This is a genomic window from Dyella sp. 2RAB6, from assembly GCF_052115385.1.
GTDB lineage: Bacteria > Pseudomonadota > Gammaproteobacteria > Xanthomonadales > Rhodanobacteraceae > Dyella_D.
Map to the genome: position 1 here is coordinate 377762 of NZ_JBFRGP010000002.1, position 18486 is coordinate 396247.

The window sequence follows — 18486 nt, forward strand, 5'->3', positions numbered from 1 at the left end:
CCTAAACAACGGGTGACGTGGAGGTGACGCATGAGCCCGCGGCAAGACCCGCAGCAAACCAGTTGGCGCGAAGTGGAAGGGGCGGTGCTGGCCTATCTGGCGCAGCACCCCGATGCCGCCGACACGCTCGACGGCATCGTGAGCTGGTGGTTGCCGCAACAGCGCTACGAAACCGAACGCCAACGCATCGAGCAAGCGCTGAGCCACCTGGTCGAGCGCGGCCAGCTGCGCCGCGACCGCCTTCCCGGCGGCGCCGTGCTGTACGCACTGAATCGCGCGGACACCACGCCGCTGCATTGACCGACGCATTCCGCCAACCCGTGAGGAAACAGCCATGCCAGCCACCCTGAGTTATCCAGGCGTCTATATCGAGGAGATTCCCAGCGGCGTCCGCACCATTACCGGCGTGGCCACCTCGATCGCCGCTTTTGTCGGCCGCGCCGCGAAGGGTCCGATCGACGCGGACGTCGATGGCCCGGTGACCGTCAACAGCTATGGCGACTACGAGCGCACGTTCGGCGCGCTCGATCCCGCCTATCCGATGGGCTACGCGGTGCGCGATTTCTTTCTCAATGGCGGTGCGCAGGCGGTGATCGTGCGCCTGTACAAGGCCGGTGCCGGCGGCGCCAAGGCGTTGATCACCGCGCCCGGCCTGGCGGCGCCCGCCGTCGCGCTGCTGCTGGAGGCCGCGTCACCGGGCGCCTGGGCCAACAAGCTGCGCGTGCGGGTGGACAACCACGTGTCGGCCGACGTGGCGGCCTTGTACGGCCTCACCGCCGCCGACCTGTTCAACCTCACCGTGCGCGACACCGCCAGCGGTGCGCAGGAAAGCTTCCTCAATGTCACCGTGGCGGAAAGCCCGCGCCGGGTCGACCGGGTGCTGAAGGCCAGCTCCGTACTGATCCGGCTGCAGGCCGGCGCGACGCTGGGCGCGAAGCCGCCATCGGCGATGTCGGATACCACCGACGCCGGCAAGACCATCTGGGACGACAACGGCAGCACGCCCGCGGCCGCCACCTCGGTCGCCGTGACCACGGTGGCGCAGGACAGCGAAATGCTGTCCACCGATGCCGACTATCTCGGCAACCAGAATGCCAAGACCGGCATCTACGCGCTGAAGAAGGTGGACCTGTTCAACCTGCTGTGCATCCCGGCCGACGTGCGCGGCGGCGATACCAGCAACGGCGTGTATCAGAACGCCATGGCCTTGTGCGTCGACCGGCGCGCCTTGCTGATCGTGGATGCGCCCGGTGCGTGGACCAGCCCCACCGCCATCAATGCGTCGACCGTTTCCGGCCTGGGCCTCACCGGCACGGCCGCACGCAACGCAGCGCTGTTCTTCCCGCGCGTGATCCAGTCCGATCCGGCCAGGCAGGGGCAGCTCGACACCTTCGTGCCCTGCGGCATCGTGGCCGGCATCATGGCGCGCACCGATACGCAGCGCGGCGTGTGGAAGGCGCCGGCGGGCCTGGATGCTTCCTTGAACGGCGTGCAGGGCCTGTCCACGGTCATGACCGATGCCGAGAACGGCATGCTCAATCCGCTGGGCGTGAACTGCCTGCGCAACTTCCCGAACGCGGGGCCGGTGGTATGGGGCTCGCGCACCTTGCGCGGCGCCGACCTGCTCGCCGACGACTACAAGTACATCCCGGTGCGGCGCCTGGCGCTGTACATCGAAGAGAGCCTGTTCCGCGGTACGCAGTGGGTGGTGTTCGAGCCCAACGACAATCCGCTGTGGGCGCAGATACGCCTCAACGTCGGCGCCTTCATGCAGAACCTGTTCCGCCAGGGCGCCTTCCAGGGCAAGTCGCCGACGGACGCCTACTTCGTCAAATGCGATGGCGAAACCACCACGCAGAACGACATCAACCTGGGCATCGTCAACATCGTGGTCGGCTTCGCGCCACTGAAGCCCGCCGAGTTCGTGGTCATCCAGCTGCAGCAGATGGCCGGCCAGATCCAGACCTGAGGACAACACCATGGCTCAGTTCAGCGTCAATGCCCAGCGCTTCGATCCGTACAAGAATTTCAAGTTCCGCTTGAAATGGGACGGTCGCTATGTGGCTGGCATCAGCAAGGTTTCCGGTCTCAAGCGCACCACCGAAGTGGTGAAGCACCGCGAGGGCGGCGATCCCAGCAGCAGCCGCAAGTCGCCCGGGCGCACCGAGTACGAGGCGATCACCATCGAACGCGGCGTCACCCACGATCTCGAATTCGAGAAGTGGGCCAACAAGGTCTGGCACTTCGGCGCCGGCCTGGGCGCCGAGGTCTCGCTCAAGGACTTCCGCAAGGACCTGATCCTGGAGGTCTACAACGAGGCCGGCCAGCTGGTGCTGTCCTATCACCTGTATCGCTGCTGGGTGTCGGAATACCAGGCGCTGCCGGACCTGGACGCCAATGCCAATGCCGTGGCCATCCAGCACCTGAAGCTGGAGAACGAGGGTTGGGACCGCGACGTCAGCGTGCAGGAACCGACCGAGCCCAGCTTCACGGTGCCGGCGGGCTGAGCCATGCGCACGCCGACCGCTGCCGATTGGTTGCGCGCGTGGGAACGCGGCGGGGAAGCTTCCGCCGCGGCGCGCAGCCTGTACCTGCTCGGCGCGGGCGACGAGAGGCTGGACGACGAAGCCCTGTTGCGCCTGCCGTTGGGCCGGCGCGACGCCTTGCTGCTGCGCCTGCATGCGCGCCTGTTCGGGCGCCGGCTCGACGGCATTGCACGCTGCGCGGGCTGCGGTGCCACCGTCGAGACCAGCTTCGACGCGGATGCCTTGCTGCTCGATACGGATGCGGGCAATGAGCAGAACGCAGGCGTGTTCGAGCTGCAATCGGCGGCGCACGATCTGCGCGTGCGTTTTCGCGCGGTGAACTGCGCCGACCTGCTGGCCCTGCAAAGCTGCACCGACGTGGCCGACGCGCGGCGCCTGCTGCTGGAACGCTGCGTGATCGACACCGTGAGCGTGGCCGATGGCACGCCGGTCACCAGCTTGCCCGATGCGCTGCAGGCCGAACTTGCCCAGGCCATGGCCGCCGCCGATCCGCAGGCCGACCTGCAACTGGCTTTCCATTGCCCCGACTGCGGGCACGACTGGGAGCCGGCCTTCGATATCGCCCGTTTCCTGTGGCAGGAGCTGCACGCCTGGGCGCTGCGCCTGCTGCGCGAGGTGGACACGCTGGCGCGCCACTATCACTGGAGCGAAGCGGATATCCTCGCGATGACGCCGCGCCGCCGCCAGGCCTACCTGGAGCAATGCGCGTCGTGAGCGACTTCCTCGACCGTGTGGCCACCCGCGCGCTCGGCAGCGCATCGATGTTGTCGCCGCGCCTGCCGTCGCTGTTCGAACCGGCCGGGCGTGGGGAGGCGGCGGTGGCGGAGGAGCCGTTGCAGATCCAGGCCGCAGCGCCGGGCGAGCGAGCGCACGAGCAAGTGTTTTCGAACGTGCGCCAGGCCGAGGGCAGGGTGGCGTCAACTGACGCACCGGTGGCGGCGTTCGCACCGCGTCGGGCGCCAGAGGACGCGACGCCGGCCGCCACGCATGAGCGCATGACCGTCACTGACGAGATGCGCTTGCTCGCCCCCAGCCAACCGTCCTCACGTGAGCCGGTGGCAGATCCGACGACATCGCTGAAGCCATCGCGCAGGGAGGCAACCGAAGTCGGCGAGCTTCAGCCCCTCAGGGAAACGCATTTCGTGCACGAGCGGATCGTCGGCGAGCCAGCGCAGGAAGAACGCCTCGGCACCCTGCTGCCGCCCAGCCAGCCCGTCTTCGCCACCCGGCACGAGCCCGACGCACGGCCGACGCGTGCAAGCTCTCCAACGTCGGCGAAAGCCCTGGCCGGCACGCCACCATCATCCAGCGAGCCCGTGGTGCACGTCAGCATCGGCCGCATCGAAGTGCGCGCCGCGCCAACCAGCGCCTCCGCACCGCGCCGCCAGGACCCGCAACGCAGCAGCGCGCTCGACGATTATCTGCGCCAGCGCGGCGGAACCACGCCATGAGCAATGTCCTCGCCATCGCCGCCGCCACGCGCACCTTGCGCAATGTGCTGCTGGCGCGCATGCCGCTGCTGGATACCGACCTCGGCGACCTGGAAGTGACCCTGCAGCCGCTGGATGTCGCGCGCAAGGGCATCAGCAAGGCGCAGCTCAACCTGTTCCTGTACCAGGTCATCTACAACGCCGGCTGGCGCAATATGGACATGCCCGGCCGCGTGCGCCCCGGCGAAACGGCACAGCCGGCGCTGGCGCTGAACCTGCATTACCTGATCACCGCCTGGGGCCGCGGCGACAGCGACAACGATGCGATCAGCCATCGCGTGCTGGCCGCGGCGATGAGCACGCTGCACGATCGCCCGCTGCTGGACGGCGACGACATCCGCAATGCCTTGCTCGGCAACGACCTGGCCGACCAGATCGAACGCGTGCGCCTGACGCCGCTGCCGCAAAGCGTGGAAGAACTGTCCAAGCTGTGGACCGCGTTCCAGACCAACTACCGCGTCTCCGCCGCTTACGAGGCGACCGTGGTGCTGATCGACAACCAGGCGCCGTCGCGCGCCAGCCTGCCGGTGCTGCGGCGCGGCCCGCAGGATCGCGGCGTGACCAGCGCCGCCTCGGCGGCGCCGTCGCTGAGCGGCGTGGCGCTGCCGCACGCACAGGCCGCGGCGCTGCTCGGCGACGACCTGGTGCTCAACGGCAGTCTGCTCACCGCGGCCAATACGCTGGCCCGCTTCAGCAGCCTGCGGCTCGACGCGCCGGTGGACGTGGCGCCGACCTTCGGCACGGTGCCCGGCAGTTTGCAGGTGCATCTGGCCGACGCGGCCGAGGATGCGCAGGCACCGTCGCGCTGGGCGCCAGGCATCTATACGGTGTCGCTGCTGGTGCAGTCGCCGGGACTGCCGGCGCTGCTCAGCAATGAGCTGCCATTGGCGCTGGCGCCGGCGATCACGGTCAGTCCGCTCACCGGATCGCCCGGCACGCAGCATCTGAATCTGACCTGCCTGCCGCGCATCCGCGACGGCCAGCGCGTGTTCCTGCTGTTCGGCGACCAGCTGGTGACGCCGCAGAGCGTCACCAATCCGGCCAACCCGCAGCAGCCCACCGCGCTGGTGTTCGATGTGGCCGGCGTCGCCGCCGGCACCTACACCGTGCGTCTGCGCGTGGATGGCGCCGACAGTATTCCGGTCGATTTCACCGGCCCGGTGCCGGTATTCGCCAGCAACCAGCAAGTGGTGGTGTCATGAGCGATTACGCGCAATGGCTCGCCGAGAACGACCAGTACCTGGCCGGCGCACTCGCCGATCTGCGCGCTCGGCTGCAGCGCGCCGCGGGCCAGGAGACGACGCCCGCCAGCGCCACCAGCAACGTGGCGGCGATTCCCGCGACGGTGGCGCCGGAGGTCACTGAAGCCAGGCATACCTCGTGGCTGTCCCGCGTGTTCGGCGAACATGCCGTGCAAGCCACGCCCCAGACAGCACCGGCGGCGCCCGTCACCGCTGTGCCGGACGCACAGCCCGGCGAGCCGTCGCCGGCATCCATCGCCGTCGACACCTCGGCCGACCCGGCCAAGGCGCCGTTCGCGCCGGCGCTGCAATTGCTGGCCCAGCGGCTGGGCCTGTCCGAATTCGAGCGCGACCTGCTGCTGCTGTGCATCGGCATGGAACTGGATACGCGCATGCCGGCACTGTGCGCGCAGGCGCAGCACGATCCGTCGCGGCCCTGGCCGACTTTTGCGCTCGCCTTCGCCGTGCTGGACCAGCCGAGCTGGGACGCGCTGTCGCCGGAACGCCCGCTGCGCTACTGGCGCCTGCTGGAGATCCATCAGCCCGGACCGCAACCGTTGATCGGCGCTGCGCTGAGTGCGGACGAGCGCATCGTCAACTTCGCCAAGGGCCTGAACTACGTCGACGACCGCTTGATGCCGCTGCTGACGCCGCTCAGCGCGGACAGCCTGCCGCCGTCGCAACAGATGGTCGCGGACCGGCTGCTCGACAGCCTGCGCCACATGCCGTTCGGCGAAGCCTTGCCCACCGTGCAACTGGTCGGCACCGACAACACCAGCAAGCAGTCGATCGCGCAGACGGTGGCGGCGGGCTTCGGCGCGCAGGCGTTCCGCCTGTCGGCGCAGCTGCTGCCGCAGGGCCTGGCCGAACAGGAAGCGCTGGTACGGCTGTGGCGGCGCGAGAGCCTGCTGATGCCGGTGGCGCTGTATATCGATGCCTCCACTATCGATGGCGCCGACGCGGCGGCCGGTCCGGTGCGGCGCTTCGTCGCCCGCGCCGGCGGCCTGGTGTTCGTGGATACGCGCGAGCCCTGGAGCGACAGCGCCACCCATGCGTTGAGCGCGGACGTGACCCGGCCCACCGCGATCGAGCAGCGCACGCTGTGGCAGGGCCTGCTGGGCGAGGGCGCCGACCAGCATTCGCGGCAACTGGCCAGCCATTTCGATTTCAATCCCGGCAAGATCGGCCAGATCGCGCATACCGCGCTGGCCGCCACCGAACAGCGCGCCGAAGGGCTGGGCGAGGCGCTGTGGCAGGGCGCGCTCGCACGCACGCGGCCGGCGCTCGACCAGCTGGCCCAGCGCATCGAGCCCAAGGCGAACTGGGACGACCTCAAGCTGCCGGACACCGAGAAAAACCTGCTGCGCGAGATCGCCGACCAGGTCGCGCAGCGCAGCGTGGTCTATGACGACTGGGGTTTTCGCGAACGCATGAACCGCGGCCTGTCGATCAGCGCGCTGTTCGCCGGCGAAAGCGGCACCGGCAAGACCATGGCGGCCGAAGTGATCGCCAACGAGCTGGGGCTGCCGCTGTACCGCATCGATCTGTCGGCGGTGGTCAGCAAATACATCGGCGATACCGAGAAGAACCTGCGCAAGCTGTTCGACGCGGCGGAGGAGGGTGGCGCGATCCTGTTCTTCGACGAAGCGGATGCCTTGTTCGGCCGCCGCAGCGAGGTCAAGGACAGCCACGACCGCTACGCCAATATCGAGGTGAACTATCTGCTGCAGCGGTTGGAGAGCTTCCGCGGCCTGGCCATCCTCGCCACCAATATGAAGGGTGCACTGGATACGGCGTTCCTGCGTCGCGTGCGCTTCGTGGTGAACTTCCCGTTCCCCGGCGTGGCCGAGCGCAAGGCGATGTGGTCCTCGGCATTTCCGACCAAGGTGGCCACGGCTGCGCTGGATATCGAGCGGCTGGCCAAGCTGGCGCTGACTGGCGGCAGCATCCAGGGCATCGCCTTGAATGCCGCGTTCCTGGCCGCCAAGCACGGCGTGCAGGTCACCATGCCGCTGTTGCTGGACGCGGCGCGCAGCGAATTCCGCAAGCTGGAGAAGCCGGTCAACGAGGCCGACTTCCGCTGGCTGGGCAGTGCGGGAGGCAAGTCATGAGCATCGAGCTGCATATCGAGCGGCTGGTGATCGACGAGGGCGTGCTGCGCGGCGAGCGCGCCGCCGATGTCCGCGCGCTGCTCGAACGCGATCTGGCGCGGCAACTCGCGCAGCCCGGCGCGGTGGCGGCACTGCGCAGCGTCGGCGCGGTGAGCGCGCTGACGCCGGCGGTGTTGCCTGAGCCCGCCCGCGGGCAGGACCGACTCGGTTCCCGCCTCGCCACGACACTGCGGCAAAGCCTGGGCGTGGCATCCGCAGCACGGAACGAGGGAGGGTCGCGGCATGGCTGAGCCAGGGCTGCGTGCTGCCACCACGCGCATGCCTTCGCGCGGAGGCTTCGGTGCCTTGCTGCAACGCAAGTGCGCCTGCGGCACGCATACCTCCGGCACCGGCCAGTGCAGCGCGTGCAGGAAGAACCAGCAGCCGCCCCTGCAGGCCAGGCTCCGGGTCAACGATGCCAACGACAGCTACGAGCAGGAAGCCGATCGGGCCGCGGACCAGGTGTTGGCAGGTCGCGCGCTTGCCGCCACGGGCCGGATCGCACCGCGCATCCAGCGCCTTTCGGCGCCAGCGAATACTCAGGCCGGTGCCCAGGCTGGCGAGGCTCCGCCCAGTGTGGCGAGTGCGCTCGCCCATCCAGGCGCGCCGCTGGAGCCGGCGCTGCGCGGCGATATGGAGCAGCGTTTCGGCCACGATTTCTCCCGCGTGCGCATTCATTCGGGGCCGCTCGCCGAGCGTTCGACGTGGGATGTCGATGCCTATGCCTACACCGTAGGGTCCAGCGTCGTGTTCGGCGATGGGCAGTTCGCGCCGCACACGCGCACGGGCCGCCATCTGCTGGCGCACGAGCTGGCCCACGTCGTGCAGCAAGGCGGCGCGCCCGCGCCGGCGCTGCAGCGCGCCTGCCGTTCGCCGGCGCAATGCACCACGCCCAGTCCGGGCAATGCGGTGCAGTTCGGCGAACAGGTCGAGCAGGAAAGCGAGCAGAACGCGATCGCCAGCGGCGGTGCCGTCGGCGCGAACGGCCATGCGGCCTGCACGCTGCCGCGCCATGCGCAGAGGGCGACCAATTTCGAGACCCTCGCCACCACCGCGGGCCTGGGCGCGACCATCGCCCCCGGCATCGACGGCTTCTTTATCAACGCCTGTCTTTCGGTCAACGATGGCGCGAGCAACTCGCCCTGTTCCGACTTCCCGGGTGGTGCTCCGGCCGGCACCAACCCCGGCCACCACTGCGTGCAGCTGCACACCACCGACGAGGATCTGGCGATCAGGTTGCGCGCCCAGCCCGGGCCGCTCGGCGATGCCGATCTACGGAATTTCCTGTGGATCACCTCGACCGTGGCGCACGAATCGCAGCACAACCGGTTCGACGCCAGCGCGGGGACCATCGTGCCGGCCGCCGCGGACTGCAACGTAAACACGCCGGTGCCCAACTCCAATAATCGGCCGCTGAGTTCCTTGCTCAGCGAGATCAGTGCGGAGATCGCCGAGTTCGATGTCTATTTCCGCAACTCGGTCAGCAATCCGAGCCGCTCCAGCCGCTTCGCCATGCAGACGGCGGAGCACGATATCGCCAGCCGCGGCGGGGAAAACATCCTGGGCAACATCCGGGATATGCAATGCGTGTGCTCCTGCGCCACGGTGGACCGCTTCGTCGAAAACGTGTTCACCCAGGCCAGTACCGGCTGGACGGACCCGGAGCGGATCGAGTTCAAGCGGGCGATGACCGACTTCATGCCCAGCTTCTGGCCGCATTCACTGCAGGTGCGGAGGTAGGAGGCGGCATGGCGCAGCAGCTTGCCAACACGAAGATCGCGCCGGTTTCGTCCACGGCCGTCGCCAGCCCCGTGCTGCGGCGCAAATGCGCCTGCGGCAACCATGCAGCCGGCGGCGAATGCGAAAGCTGCAAGCAGCGTCTGCGCCGCAAGGAGCGCACCGGGGAACCCGTGCAGCAAACCGTGCCGGGGATCGTGCACGACGTGCTGGGCACGCCGGGAAGTCCGCTGGATGCCGCCGCGCGCCATTGGATGGAGCCGCGCTTCGGCCACGATTTCAGCGGCGTGCGCGTGCATACGGACGGGCAGGCCGCGCAGTCCGCGCGTGCCGTCGGCGCCCGGGCTTATGCCGTGGGTCAGCACCTGGTGTTCGATCACCAGCAGTACGCGCCGCATACGGCCGCCGGCCGGCACCTGCTCGCGCACGAGCTGGCCCACACCATCCAGGATGCCGGCGGCAGCGGCTTGCATCCGAAGCTCGAGCTGGGCGCGGCCGATGACGCCAGCGAGCGCGCCGCTGATCGTGCCGCCGATGCAGTAGCCCAGGGCCAGCGGGCCGACGTGGCAGCGGCGGGCGGCGGCGTGGTTCGCCGGCAGATCGCCGAGTGCTATGCCAATGCCGGCAAGGACGACATGCAGAAAGTCGTGCGCTGTCCCGATATGTCGGAAACCGAAGTGACCCTGGTCGATTCCACCGACAAGCCCGAGCCCAAGACCACGATTTCCGCGGTGCCGGGCATCAACTCGCAGAACGTCTATGTCGACATCACCTACTGCCACGGCAAGACCAGCGTCACCATCTCGCCCTCGGCCAGCCTGCCTGCCACCGTGGCGCAGGCGATCGGCAACGTGCTGTCCGGCAAGGACCCGGTCAAGAGTGGCCGGCTCACCGCGGGCCTCGGCATCGAGGTCGCGGTAAGCGACAAGGTCACCGTGACGATCGGTCCGACGATCACGGCCGGCGTATCCGGCAAGCCGACCTATGGCGGGGGTGTGCAGGTCAAGACGCCCTATGGTGGCTTTGGTGCCCAAGGCCAGTACGACGCCGAGCAGAAGCAAGGCGGCATCACCTTCAGCTATACGCCCGGCGACAAGACGAAGAACTTCAAGTGCCATACCGTGCGCCACTACGTGACCCTGGCCTGCGCCAAGGTCACGCGCAAACCCGCCGACCCCGGGCAACCCGAGCTCAAGGGTCCGGATCCCCAGGTCAGGCGCGTGTACTTCGACTACGCCAAGGACAGCATCCGCCAGGATTTCCATCTGCCCGACGATATCGAGTCGCTCAGTACCAAGGGCTACCGCATCACCGCGGTGCAGGGCTTCACCTCGCCGGAAGGGCCGCGCGGGCGCGAGCACGAGCCGGCCTTCATCGGCAACGACCGCTTGTCGGTCAAGCGTGCGGAAGCTGCGATCCGCTGGCTGGCGGATCCGAAGGTATGCACGCATTGCGATACCTCGGGCATCAAGGCCGAAGGCATGAGCGAACTGCCGCCAATGCAGGGCAAGCAGAAGCCCGAGCCGGTGGGCCGCCCGATGGAAGAAGACGCCGTGCAGGAATACCTCGGCGAGAAGCCGGGCAGCGTGGCCGACCCCACCGCGCCGAAGGCAGGCCCGGAGCGCGATGCGTTCAAGGCGCAGCCGTTCAAGGCACAGCGCGACCAGGCCTTCGACTTCATGCGGCGCGCGGACATCACCCTGGTCGGCAGCAAGGTGACCCAGGAGTTCAAGCCCGCCAAACCCGAAGAAGTCACGCGCGATCCGGTCGCGTGCGACGAGAAAGTGATCAATGCGGCGCGCAAGGCCTTTGGCATCGCGCCGTCCACCGTGGTCGAAACGACCAAGCCTTGAGAGGGCCGCCACGATGCCAAGCGCCGACAAATCAGCGACCGCCAGGCAGGGTTTCACGCCTGCGCTCACCCGTGCGCCGATCGGCCTGCGGCGCAAATGCGGCTGCGGGAAATCCACGCCGGGCGGCGGCCAGTGCAGCGAATGCGCGAGCAAGAAGGCGAGCTTGCAGCGGCGCGCGCAGCACGAGGTGGCCCATGGGATCGCCCCGGACAGCGTGCATGCCGAACTGAATCGCGGCGGGCAGGCGCTGGATCACGCCACGCGCAGCTTCATGGAGCCGCGCTTCGGCCATGACTTCAGCCACGTCCGCGTGCATGCCTCGCCGCAAGCCGCGGAAACGGCGGCCGATGTCGGTGCGTCGGCCTACACCGTGGGGTCGCACATCGTGTTCGGGCGCGGCAGCTATGCGCCGTCGACACACACCGGCCGGCAATTGCTGGCGCACGAACTGGCGCACGTGGTGCAGCAAGGTGGCGCGCAGAGCTTGCAGCGCTTCGGCGGCGAGGCCGGCGACACGCCGACGCTGGCGACGGGCAATGGCCTGCATATCGGCAGCGCCGACGACCCGCTCGAAGGCGAGGCGGACGCGATGGCGAGCCGGGTGATGAGCAGCGTGGGGCCAGGCGGCGGGCTCGCCGCAGCGCCGATCATTGCCGCGCGCGCACCCATCCTGCGCCGCCGGCTGGTGGTCAATCCTGGCGATTCGATTCCGGTGGCGCCGGGCACCATGGGGCCGGCGCAGCCGTTGACCAACGCCGTGCAGAACCTGATGCAGGAGGTCTGTCCGGACGGCCAGTTCGTGGTCAATCCGACTTCGGGCGTGGCGAGCGCGGGTGCAGCGAATTTCTGCGCCACGCCTGCGCCCGCTGCGCCGACCAAGTCGCCGGCCAATTCCAGTACGCCGACGGGTTGTCGTTGCTTGTGCGATGTCATCAACAACACCCAGACCACGACCATCGGGTTCAGGGCCGGGGCCCCTGGAACACGGGATACTTTCGATTCGAGCGGCCGCATTCTTGGCGAAAGCGGTCGCCGCGCCAGTCCGCCGGTGGACGTCGATCCGCGCTTCCAGGGCCAGTACAGGATCAACGGGCGCTGGGTAGATATCCCGTTCCACCTGATCTTTGCGCATGAGGTCTGCGGGCATGCACTGCCTCTGATGCAGGGCACGCATGTCACGCGCGGCCCGACTCCGGCGGGCGGCACGCCACCCGATGAACAGCACGCCGTCGACGTCGAACGCGATATCGCCGCCGAGCATTCGCCGGCCTTGCCGCGCCGCCCCGACGACTACGGCGGCGCCGCGCGCGAGCGGCCATAGGCATGCCATGAGCGCATCCGCAGCCATTGCCACCCGCCTGGAAGTCCTGCGACAGGACTTGCCGGACCCGTTTGCCATGGCGGCGCAGCTCGATGCCTTCTTCGCGCAGCCGGCCACGCGCGAGCTGCTGGCGGAAAGCACCACCGGAGAGCGCCTGCTCGACTATCTGGAAAACCAGCCGGAGCCTTCGCTCGCGCGCGTCGCCGTGATCCTGCTCGCGCGCTGCCTCACCGATCCGCTGTATCAGCGCCTGCTGGCCGTGCTGGAACGCGCGGATCTCGCGCTGACCGAAGCCTGCGAGACCGGCCTGTGGCTGTTGCCGGTGGACCAGGCCGCACTGGCCAGGGCGCTGGTGAGCATGGCCAACGCGGCTCATCCGCTGCCGCTGCTGCTGTTGCAGCGCCCCGTTGCAGTCGAAGTAAGGGCCTCGCTCGAACATTTCATCCGCGCCGGCGAAATGCCGCTCAGCCTGTATGCGCTGTACGCCTACGCCTATATCCCGAAACCGCGCGACAACGCGCTGCTGTCCGGCGTGTCCCGGCGTCTGCAACAACCCGCGCTGTGCGCCGAAGCTGGCCTGCAACTCCTGCAGGCGCATGACCTGACCGGCCTGCCGGGCATCCGCGAAGGCTTGCGCTCGGCCGATGCCGAGCTGCGCGAGACGACTTATGCGCGCCTCGCGCCGCATCTGTCCGAGGCAGCCGCGCAGTCCACCCATTACGACGTGATGGCCGATCCGGCTTCGCAGTACGCCAGCATCGATCGCCTGCTCGAAAGCCTGCGCCACGACGAGGCGAAGCCATGAGCGAGCGCGTCGCCAAGAGCCAGGCCGCGCCTGCCTTCCAGGCGGTTGCCCATAGCGCGGCGAGTGCCGTGCTGCAGCGCAAATGCGCCTGCGGCACGCATACGCCGGGCGGCGGGCAGTGCCGCGCCTGCAGCGAGCGCCAGGTCGAAGGACACGCGGAGCATGCGGCGGCTGCCGACCAGGTGCCCGCCACCGTGCACGAAGCGCTCGGCGGCCCCGGCCGGCCGCTGGACGATCGCGCCCGCCGCTTCTTCGAGCCGCGCTTCGGCCGCGATCTCGGCGGCGTGCGCATCCATACGGACGGCAGCGCCGCACGCTCGGCGCGGGATGTGGATGCGCAGGCCTATACCTCGGGCCGGCACATCGTGTTCGCCGACGGCAAGTACGCCCCGGATTCGATGATGGGCAGCTTCCTGCTGGCGCACGAGCTGTCCCATGTCATGCAGCAGCGGCAGCAGGACACGCGGCCGCTCACCATCGGCAACCGCAACGATGCGTTCGAGCACGAGGCGGACCGCACGGCCATGGACGTGCTGACGCGTCCGGTCTCGTCGGTGGCGCCGATGGTCGGCGCGGACCCGTCCGCCACGCTGCGCCGCGGCTGGCCGCTGGTGGCGGCCGGCGTGGTCGGCGTCGGTGCGGTGCTTTACGCGGCATGGGCCTATCACTGCCTTACCCCGCTGGAGCGCCCGATGTACGACGAAACCTTCGGCGACGCGGTGCATCGCGCGGGTGGTTTCCGGCTCTGGTACTACAACCAGACCCATGCGCCGCTTTCCAGCAACGTATGGGACGCGTTCGGCCATTGCTGGATCGCCTGCGCCTCGACCAAGCGCTGCGGCGCGTTCACCGCAAGGCTGGCGGGCAGCTCGCGCGAGTTCTATCGCGAGTACATCGACAGCAGCCCGCACGACAGCTACGCCCAGGACATCAACAACCAGCGGCTCGGCCGCGGCTTCGGCAGCAACGGCGACGACTGCACCACCGCCTGCCGCAATGCGGCCCTGCCTGGCGGCGCCATGGATCTGAGCGCGCCGGCGGCAACGCATTGGGATCCGACCAGTGGAGACACGGCTTGAGGCGGATGCATGCGAGTGCATTCGCCATTGATGGTCAATCGTGCGAAGTCAGGCGCGGCTCGCGCTGACAACGCCATCGCGATGGAGCAATAGGCATGGATACGTTGCGTAAAGGCGACCAGGGGGCGCAAGTCACCCAGCTGCAGCAGCTGCTGAACCAGCGCGGCTACGCGGCTCCGGTCACCGGCGTGTTCGATAATCGCACCTGGCAGGCCTTGCGCGCGTTCCAGACGCAGAACCTCGACCAGCATGGCCAGCCGCTGGTGGTGGACGGTGCAGCCGGTCCGCTGACCTGGTGGAGCCTGCAGAACCCGAAGCCGGTCATCGTCACGCCGACCGCGGTGGACTACGCCACGCTGCCCGCGACCGGTGGCAGCGCGCGCGGAAGGGCGGCGCTGGGCGCGGCCATCGGCGAGTTGAAGGCCGGTGCGTGCGAGCAGGGCGGCAACAACTGCGGCCCGTTCGTGCGCAAGTACCTGGCGCCGGCTGGATTGACGGAAGGCGATCCCTGGTGCGCCTCCTTCGTGAGCTATTGCTTCCTGCAGGGCGCCGGTGGCGATCCGTCGAAGATGCCGTTCCCGTACATCGGCAGCGCGCGCAGCATGCTCGCCGAATTCAAGGACCACGGCTGGGCCTCGACGCCGGGCGACGGCTACGCGCCGCAGCCGGGCGACATCGTGGTGTGGTGGCGGGTGAGCCTGGCCGGCTGGCTGGGCCATGTCGGCCTTGTGCACTCGGTGCAGGACGGCATGCTCTACACCATCGAAGGCAACCGCAGCCCGGTCGTGCAGGGCTTCTCCTATGTGCTGAGCCGGATGGACAAGCTGCTCGGTTTCGGACACGTGCCATGAGCGGCTTCCCTGGTTCGCCGCGCATCTTGAAGGGTGGCCTGGTGCTGATCGACCCGGACACCTCGGCCGTGCTGCGCGTGATCGCGCTGCAGTACAACCCCGACTCGATCACCCGTTCGCTGCAGGTGCAGGCGATCAGCGCCGATGGCGGCGACCGTTCGGAAGTGCTGCGCCTGAAAGGGCCGCCGGTGGAGACCATCAAGCTGGAGGCGGAGATCGACGCCACCGACCAGCTGGAGTTTCCCGACAGCAACCGCGTCGCCACCCAGACCGGCGTATTCGCCCAGCTCGCGGCGCTGGAAACGATGATCTATCCGACCAGCGCGCAGTTGAACGCCAACGATGCGATGTCCCAGGCCGGCACGCTGGAAATCATCCCGATGGAGACGCCGCTGGCGCTGTTCGTATGGAGCCAGACGCGGATCCTGCCGGTGCGCGTCACCGAGCTGAGCATCACCGAAGAGGCGTTCGACACTGCGCTCAATCCGATCCGCGCCAAGGTCAGCCTCGGCCTGCGCGTGCTGTCGGTGAACGACGTGCCGCCGGGACACAAGGCGGCCAGCCTGTTCATGAGCTATCTGCAAAACAAGGAACGGCTGTCCGGCATGGCGCCGGCGATGCCGTTGTCCGCGCTAGGCATCACGGGAGTGCCATGAGCCAGGGCCCGCGCGATCGCGTCACGTCACGTCAACTATGGAGAAAGACATGAACAGGCTGATGATCGTCATGTTGAGCGCACCCCTTGTGCTGGGCGCGGTGGGTTTCGCGCCGGCCGCGCAGGCCTCGTCGCTCTACTTCGAGAAGGTGCCGGTCAAGACCAGCTCCGAGAAGACCTGCCTTAACTTCGCCTCGGATGTGGCGCGCGCGATCGGGCTGGCCAATGTGCATCGCAATGCGCTGGAAGTGGCCGGCGACAAGCAGGGCGTCTATCTCTCCACCACCTGTGTCGGGCGCGGCGGGCAACCGGCGATGGCGGTGGTGATGGCCTCGGGCGCAGATTTCGCCGCCACCCGGCAACTCGCCCAGGTCGCCGCGAACAAGATCAAGGGTATCGCCTGCTTCGACCTGCCTTGCTGATGCAGCGCCGTTGCTTGTGTGTCGTCTGACTATCGAGGGAATGGCCTCATGATCGTCAACTTTCCGCCCACCAGCCGCTACGCGCTGACGCCCACCGGCACCTTCGTGCGCGCCGATGGCGCGCCGGTGACCTATCTCAAGCGCCGCTTCGTGCCCGCGCCGGAGAAGTTCGCCCTGCTGCAGTGGCATCGCGTGGTGCAGGGCGAGCGGCTGGACAATATCGCCGCGCATTACCTGGGCGACCCCGAGCAGTTCTGGCGGCTGTGCGATGCCAACCGCGCGCTGCGGCCGGACGAGCTGACCGAGACCATCGGCCGCAAGCTCGCGATTACCTTGCCCGAAGGCATTCCGGGGGTGCCGCATGCTTAAGGGCGTGCACCTGACGCTGCTGGTCGGACCCGTGGTGCCGGTGCCGGTGCCGCAGGTGGTGCTGGACGCGTTGACCCAGATCGAGGTGGTGCAGCCCGACGAGCAGGCCGGCGCCTTCACCCTGCAGTTCACCTTGAGCGTGCAGTCGCCGCTGCATACCTTGTTTCTGCTGAGCGGCGGCGACGTGGTGCCGTTGCTGCGGGTGATCGTGATCGTTACGGTGAATGGCATGCCGGAGGTGCTGATCGACGGCGTGGTGACCAAGACCGAAGTGATGCCAGGTGCGGACCAGCGCCACACCAGCTTGCAAGTGAGCGGCGACGATCTCACCACGGTGATGCAGAAGCTGGAGTTCTCCGGCCTGCCGGGCCTGCCGTATCCGGCCATGCCGGCCGAAGGCATCGTGGCGCTGCTACTGGCCAAGTACGCGTTTCTCGGCGTGGTGCCGCTGGTGATTCCCAGCATCGCCATCGACGTGCCGATTCCCACCGACCGCATTCCCACCCAGCAGGGCACGGACCTGGAATACATCCGCCTGCTGGCGAGCCGCGTGGGCTACGTGTTCTATATCGAACCCGGTCCTGCGCCGGGGATGAGCACCGCGTACTGGGGGCCGAAGATCAAGGTGGGCGTGCCGCAGCCGGCGCTGAATGCCGACATGGATGCGGCCAGCAATGTGGAAAGCCTCAGCTTCAGCTACAACGGCAATGCGCGCAGCCTGCCGATCGTCTATATCCAGAATCCGCAGACCAAGATCCCGATCCCGATTCCGTTCCCCGACGTCGGCCCGCTCAATCCGCCGCTGGGCCTGCTCGATCCGCCGCCGCAGCACTTCAACCAGCTGACCGAAACCGCCAAGTATTCGCCGGTGCGCGCGCTGCTGCTGGGCATGGCGGAGGCGGCCAAATCCGCCGACACCGTCACCGGTCGCGGCAACCTCGACGTATCGCGCTACGGCCGCGTGCTGAAGTCGCGCCAGCTGGTCGGCGTTCGCGGCGTAGGACCGGCCTTCGATGGCCTGCACTACGTCAGCGAGGTGCGCCACACCATCAAGCGCGGCGAGTACAAGCAGAGCTTCAGCCTGTCGCGCAAGGGCCTGATCTCGACCGTGCCGCGGGTGCCGTCATGACCACGTACTACGGCAAATACCGCGGCACCGTGCTGCAGAACGTCGACCCCGAACAGCTCGGGCGGATCCAGGCGACGGTGCCGGACGTGTCCGGCCTGCTGCCGACCAGTTGGGCGATGCCGTGCGTGCCGTTCGCCGGCAAGCAGAACGGCGTGTACCTGGTGCCGCAGATCGGCGCGGGCGTGTGGATCGAGTTCGAGCAGGGCGATCCGGATTACCCGATCTGGACCGGCGGCTTCTGGGGCATCGCCGCCGAAGTGCCCGCGCTGGCGCTGGCCGGCAATCCCGCCAGTCCCAGCGTGGTGCTGCAGTCGGGCCTGCAGAACACCATCTCGATCAGCGACCTGCCCGGACCCACCGGCGGCATCCTGCTCAAGGCCACCACCGGCGCCATGATCATGGTCAACGAGATCGGCATCACCATCTCCAACGGCCAGGGCGCCACCATCGTGCTGGCCGGGCCCACCGTCACCATCAACAACGGCGCGCTGGTCGTGACCTAGGAGGATGGACGATGCCCGGCTTCCTCATCCACGTCGGCGCCAGCGTGCTTTGCTCGCACGGCGGACAGGCGCAGGCCACGGTACCGAACCCGCGGGTGACGGTGAGCGGACAACCCACCGTGGCCATGCCGGGGCCGTGGGTGGTGGCCGGCTGCACCTTCCCGCCGCCGCCCGCCGCGAACGGCCCTTGCGTCTCCGCGCAGTTCGTCACCAGCGCGACGCGGGTCACTTCCAATGGACAGCCGCTGCTGTGCTTCGACAGCCAGGCCCTGTGCGCGCCGACGGCGACGCCGCTGCTGATCGTCGCCAGCCAGATGCGCGTCACCGCCATGTGA

At 68.4% G+C, this 18486-nt stretch carries 20 protein-coding genes; all 20 read left to right on the plus strand.

Going from position 1 to position 18486, the window contains the following annotated elements:
- Positions 1 to 30: 30 nt before the first annotated feature.
- The 20 genes from AB4083_RS05360 to AB4083_RS05455 all read left to right on the plus strand — a co-directional run bounded on the left by AB4083_RS05360 (position 31) and on the right by AB4083_RS05455 (position 18486).
- On the plus strand, positions 31 to 300 hold the full coding sequence (locus tag AB4083_RS05360; RefSeq protein WP_441606722.1) for a hypothetical protein: 270 nt from the start codon (positions 31 to 33) through the stop codon (positions 298 to 300).
- A gap of 34 nt (positions 301 to 334) precedes the next feature.
- Complete coding sequence (locus tag AB4083_RS05365; protein WP_441606723.1) at positions 335 to 1969, plus strand: phage tail sheath family protein; 1635 nt, start codon at positions 335 to 337, stop codon at positions 1967 to 1969.
- A 10-nt stretch (positions 1970 to 1979) separates the two neighbouring features.
- The gene (locus tag AB4083_RS05370; protein WP_167258246.1) at positions 1980 to 2507 is read left to right on the plus strand and encodes a phage tail protein; all 528 of its coding nucleotides are present in this window, start codon (positions 1980 to 1982) and stop codon (positions 2505 to 2507) included.
- A gap of 3 nt (positions 2508 to 2510) precedes the next feature.
- The gene (locus AB4083_RS05375) at positions 2511 to 3260 is read left to right on the plus strand and encodes a hypothetical protein (RefSeq protein WP_441606724.1); all 750 of its coding nucleotides are present in this window, start codon (positions 2511 to 2513) and stop codon (positions 3258 to 3260) included.
- A complete protein-coding gene (locus AB4083_RS05380; protein WP_441606725.1) occupies positions 3257 to 3997 on the plus strand; it encodes a hypothetical protein in 741 nt (246 codons plus the stop codon). Before AB4083_RS05375 ends, AB4083_RS05380 begins: the two co-directional genes overlap by 4 nt.
- Positions 3994 to 5238, plus strand: a complete 1245-nt coding sequence (locus AB4083_RS05385) for a DUF4255 domain-containing protein (protein WP_441606726.1) — start codon at positions 3994 to 3996, stop codon at positions 5236 to 5238. The genes AB4083_RS05380 and AB4083_RS05385 overlap by 4 nt, the downstream gene beginning before the upstream one ends.
- On the plus strand, positions 5235 to 7388 hold the full coding sequence (locus AB4083_RS05390) for an AAA family ATPase (RefSeq protein WP_441606727.1): 2154 nt from the start codon (positions 5235 to 5237) through the stop codon (positions 7386 to 7388). The genes AB4083_RS05385 and AB4083_RS05390 overlap by 4 nt, the downstream gene beginning before the upstream one ends.
- The gene (locus AB4083_RS05395; protein ID WP_441606728.1) at positions 7385 to 7678 is read left to right on the plus strand and encodes a hypothetical protein; all 294 of its coding nucleotides are present in this window, start codon (positions 7385 to 7387) and stop codon (positions 7676 to 7678) included. The genes AB4083_RS05390 and AB4083_RS05395 overlap by 4 nt, the downstream gene beginning before the upstream one ends.
- Positions 7671 to 9167 (plus strand): eCIS core domain-containing protein, encoded by a 1497-nt coding sequence (locus AB4083_RS05400; protein WP_441606729.1) that lies wholly within the window; start codon positions 7671 to 7673, stop codon positions 9165 to 9167. Before AB4083_RS05395 ends, AB4083_RS05400 begins: the two co-directional genes overlap by 8 nt.
- Before the next feature lie 8 nt (positions 9168 to 9175).
- Entirely contained in the window at positions 9176 to 11017 is a 1842-nt protein-coding gene (locus AB4083_RS05405; protein WP_441606730.1) for an eCIS core domain-containing protein, read from the plus strand.
- 13 nt (positions 11018 to 11030) lie between these two features.
- On the plus strand, positions 11031 to 12338 hold the full coding sequence (locus tag AB4083_RS05410; RefSeq protein ID WP_441606731.1) for an eCIS core domain-containing protein: 1308 nt from the start codon (positions 11031 to 11033) through the stop codon (positions 12336 to 12338).
- Positions 12339 to 12345: 7 nt separating this feature from the next.
- Positions 12346 to 13143 carry a hypothetical protein gene (locus AB4083_RS05415; protein WP_441606732.1) on the plus strand — a complete coding sequence of 266 codons (798 nt, stop codon included), beginning with the start codon at positions 12346 to 12348 and terminating at the stop codon, positions 13141 to 13143.
- Complete coding sequence (locus tag AB4083_RS05420) at positions 13140 to 14222, plus strand: eCIS core domain-containing protein (protein WP_441606733.1); 1083 nt, start codon at positions 13140 to 13142, stop codon at positions 14220 to 14222. Before AB4083_RS05415 ends, AB4083_RS05420 begins: the two co-directional genes overlap by 4 nt.
- A 95-nt stretch (positions 14223 to 14317) precedes the next feature.
- Positions 14318 to 15073 (plus strand): CHAP domain-containing protein, encoded by a 756-nt coding sequence (locus tag AB4083_RS05425; RefSeq protein ID WP_441606734.1) that lies wholly within the window; start codon positions 14318 to 14320, stop codon positions 15071 to 15073.
- On the plus strand, positions 15070 to 15729 hold the full coding sequence (locus AB4083_RS05430) for a hypothetical protein (RefSeq protein ID WP_441606735.1): 660 nt from the start codon (positions 15070 to 15072) through the stop codon (positions 15727 to 15729). The genes AB4083_RS05425 and AB4083_RS05430 overlap by 4 nt, the downstream gene beginning before the upstream one ends.
- Before the next feature lie 49 nt (positions 15730 to 15778).
- Positions 15779 to 16150, plus strand: a complete 372-nt coding sequence (locus AB4083_RS05435) for a hypothetical protein (protein WP_441606736.1) — start codon at positions 15779 to 15781, stop codon at positions 16148 to 16150.
- Positions 16151 to 16198: 48 nt separating this feature from the next.
- The gene (locus AB4083_RS05440; RefSeq protein ID WP_441606737.1) at positions 16199 to 16519 is read left to right on the plus strand and encodes a LysM domain-containing protein; all 321 of its coding nucleotides are present in this window, start codon (positions 16199 to 16201) and stop codon (positions 16517 to 16519) included.
- Entirely contained in the window at positions 16512 to 17648 is a 1137-nt protein-coding gene (locus tag AB4083_RS05445; protein WP_441606738.1) for a hypothetical protein, read from the plus strand. The genes AB4083_RS05440 and AB4083_RS05445 overlap by 8 nt, the downstream gene beginning before the upstream one ends.
- Entirely contained in the window at positions 17645 to 18151 is a 507-nt protein-coding gene (locus tag AB4083_RS05450) for a phage baseplate assembly protein V (RefSeq protein ID WP_441606739.1), read from the plus strand. Before AB4083_RS05445 ends, AB4083_RS05450 begins: the two co-directional genes overlap by 4 nt.
- 11 nt (positions 18152 to 18162) lie before the next feature.
- Entirely contained in the window at positions 18163 to 18486 is a 324-nt protein-coding gene (locus AB4083_RS05455; RefSeq protein WP_441606740.1) for a hypothetical protein, read from the plus strand.

Coding starts and splice junctions, on each gene's coding strand:
- AB4083_RS05360 (WP_441606722.1), top strand. CDS start 31: ATGAGCCCGCGGCAAGACCCGCAGCAAACCAGTTGGCGCGAAGTGGAA.
- AB4083_RS05365 (WP_441606723.1), top strand. CDS start 335: ATGCCAGCCACCCTGAGTTATCCAGGCGTCTATATCGAGGAGATTCCC.
- AB4083_RS05370 (WP_167258246.1), top strand. CDS start 1,980: ATGGCTCAGTTCAGCGTCAATGCCCAGCGCTTCGATCCGTACAAGAAT.
- AB4083_RS05375 (WP_441606724.1), top strand. CDS start 2,511: ATGCGCACGCCGACCGCTGCCGATTGGTTGCGCGCGTGGGAACGCGGC.
- AB4083_RS05385 (WP_441606726.1), top strand. CDS start 3,994: ATGAGCAATGTCCTCGCCATCGCCGCCGCCACGCGCACCTTGCGCAAT.
- AB4083_RS05390 (WP_441606727.1), top strand. CDS start 5,235: ATGAGCGATTACGCGCAATGGCTCGCCGAGAACGACCAGTACCTGGCC.
- AB4083_RS05395 (WP_441606728.1), top strand. CDS start 7,385: ATGAGCATCGAGCTGCATATCGAGCGGCTGGTGATCGACGAGGGCGTG.
- AB4083_RS05400 (WP_441606729.1), top strand. CDS start 7,671: ATGGCTGAGCCAGGGCTGCGTGCTGCCACCACGCGCATGCCTTCGCGC.
- AB4083_RS05405 (WP_441606730.1), top strand. CDS start 9,176: ATGGCGCAGCAGCTTGCCAACACGAAGATCGCGCCGGTTTCGTCCACG.
- AB4083_RS05410 (WP_441606731.1), top strand. CDS start 11,031: ATGCCAAGCGCCGACAAATCAGCGACCGCCAGGCAGGGTTTCACGCCT.
- AB4083_RS05415 (WP_441606732.1), top strand. CDS start 12,346: ATGAGCGCATCCGCAGCCATTGCCACCCGCCTGGAAGTCCTGCGACAG.
- AB4083_RS05420 (WP_441606733.1), top strand. CDS start 13,140: ATGAGCGAGCGCGTCGCCAAGAGCCAGGCCGCGCCTGCCTTCCAGGCG.
- AB4083_RS05425 (WP_441606734.1), top strand. CDS start 14,318: ATGGATACGTTGCGTAAAGGCGACCAGGGGGCGCAAGTCACCCAGCTG.
- AB4083_RS05430 (WP_441606735.1), top strand. CDS start 15,070: ATGAGCGGCTTCCCTGGTTCGCCGCGCATCTTGAAGGGTGGCCTGGTG.
- AB4083_RS05435 (WP_441606736.1), top strand. CDS start 15,779: ATGAACAGGCTGATGATCGTCATGTTGAGCGCACCCCTTGTGCTGGGC.
- AB4083_RS05440 (WP_441606737.1), top strand. CDS start 16,199: ATGATCGTCAACTTTCCGCCCACCAGCCGCTACGCGCTGACGCCCACC.
- AB4083_RS05445 (WP_441606738.1), top strand. CDS start 16,512: ATGCTTAAGGGCGTGCACCTGACGCTGCTGGTCGGACCCGTGGTGCCG.
- AB4083_RS05450 (WP_441606739.1), top strand. CDS start 17,645: ATGACCACGTACTACGGCAAATACCGCGGCACCGTGCTGCAGAACGTC.
- AB4083_RS05455 (WP_441606740.1), top strand. CDS start 18,163: ATGCCCGGCTTCCTCATCCACGTCGGCGCCAGCGTGCTTTGCTCGCAC.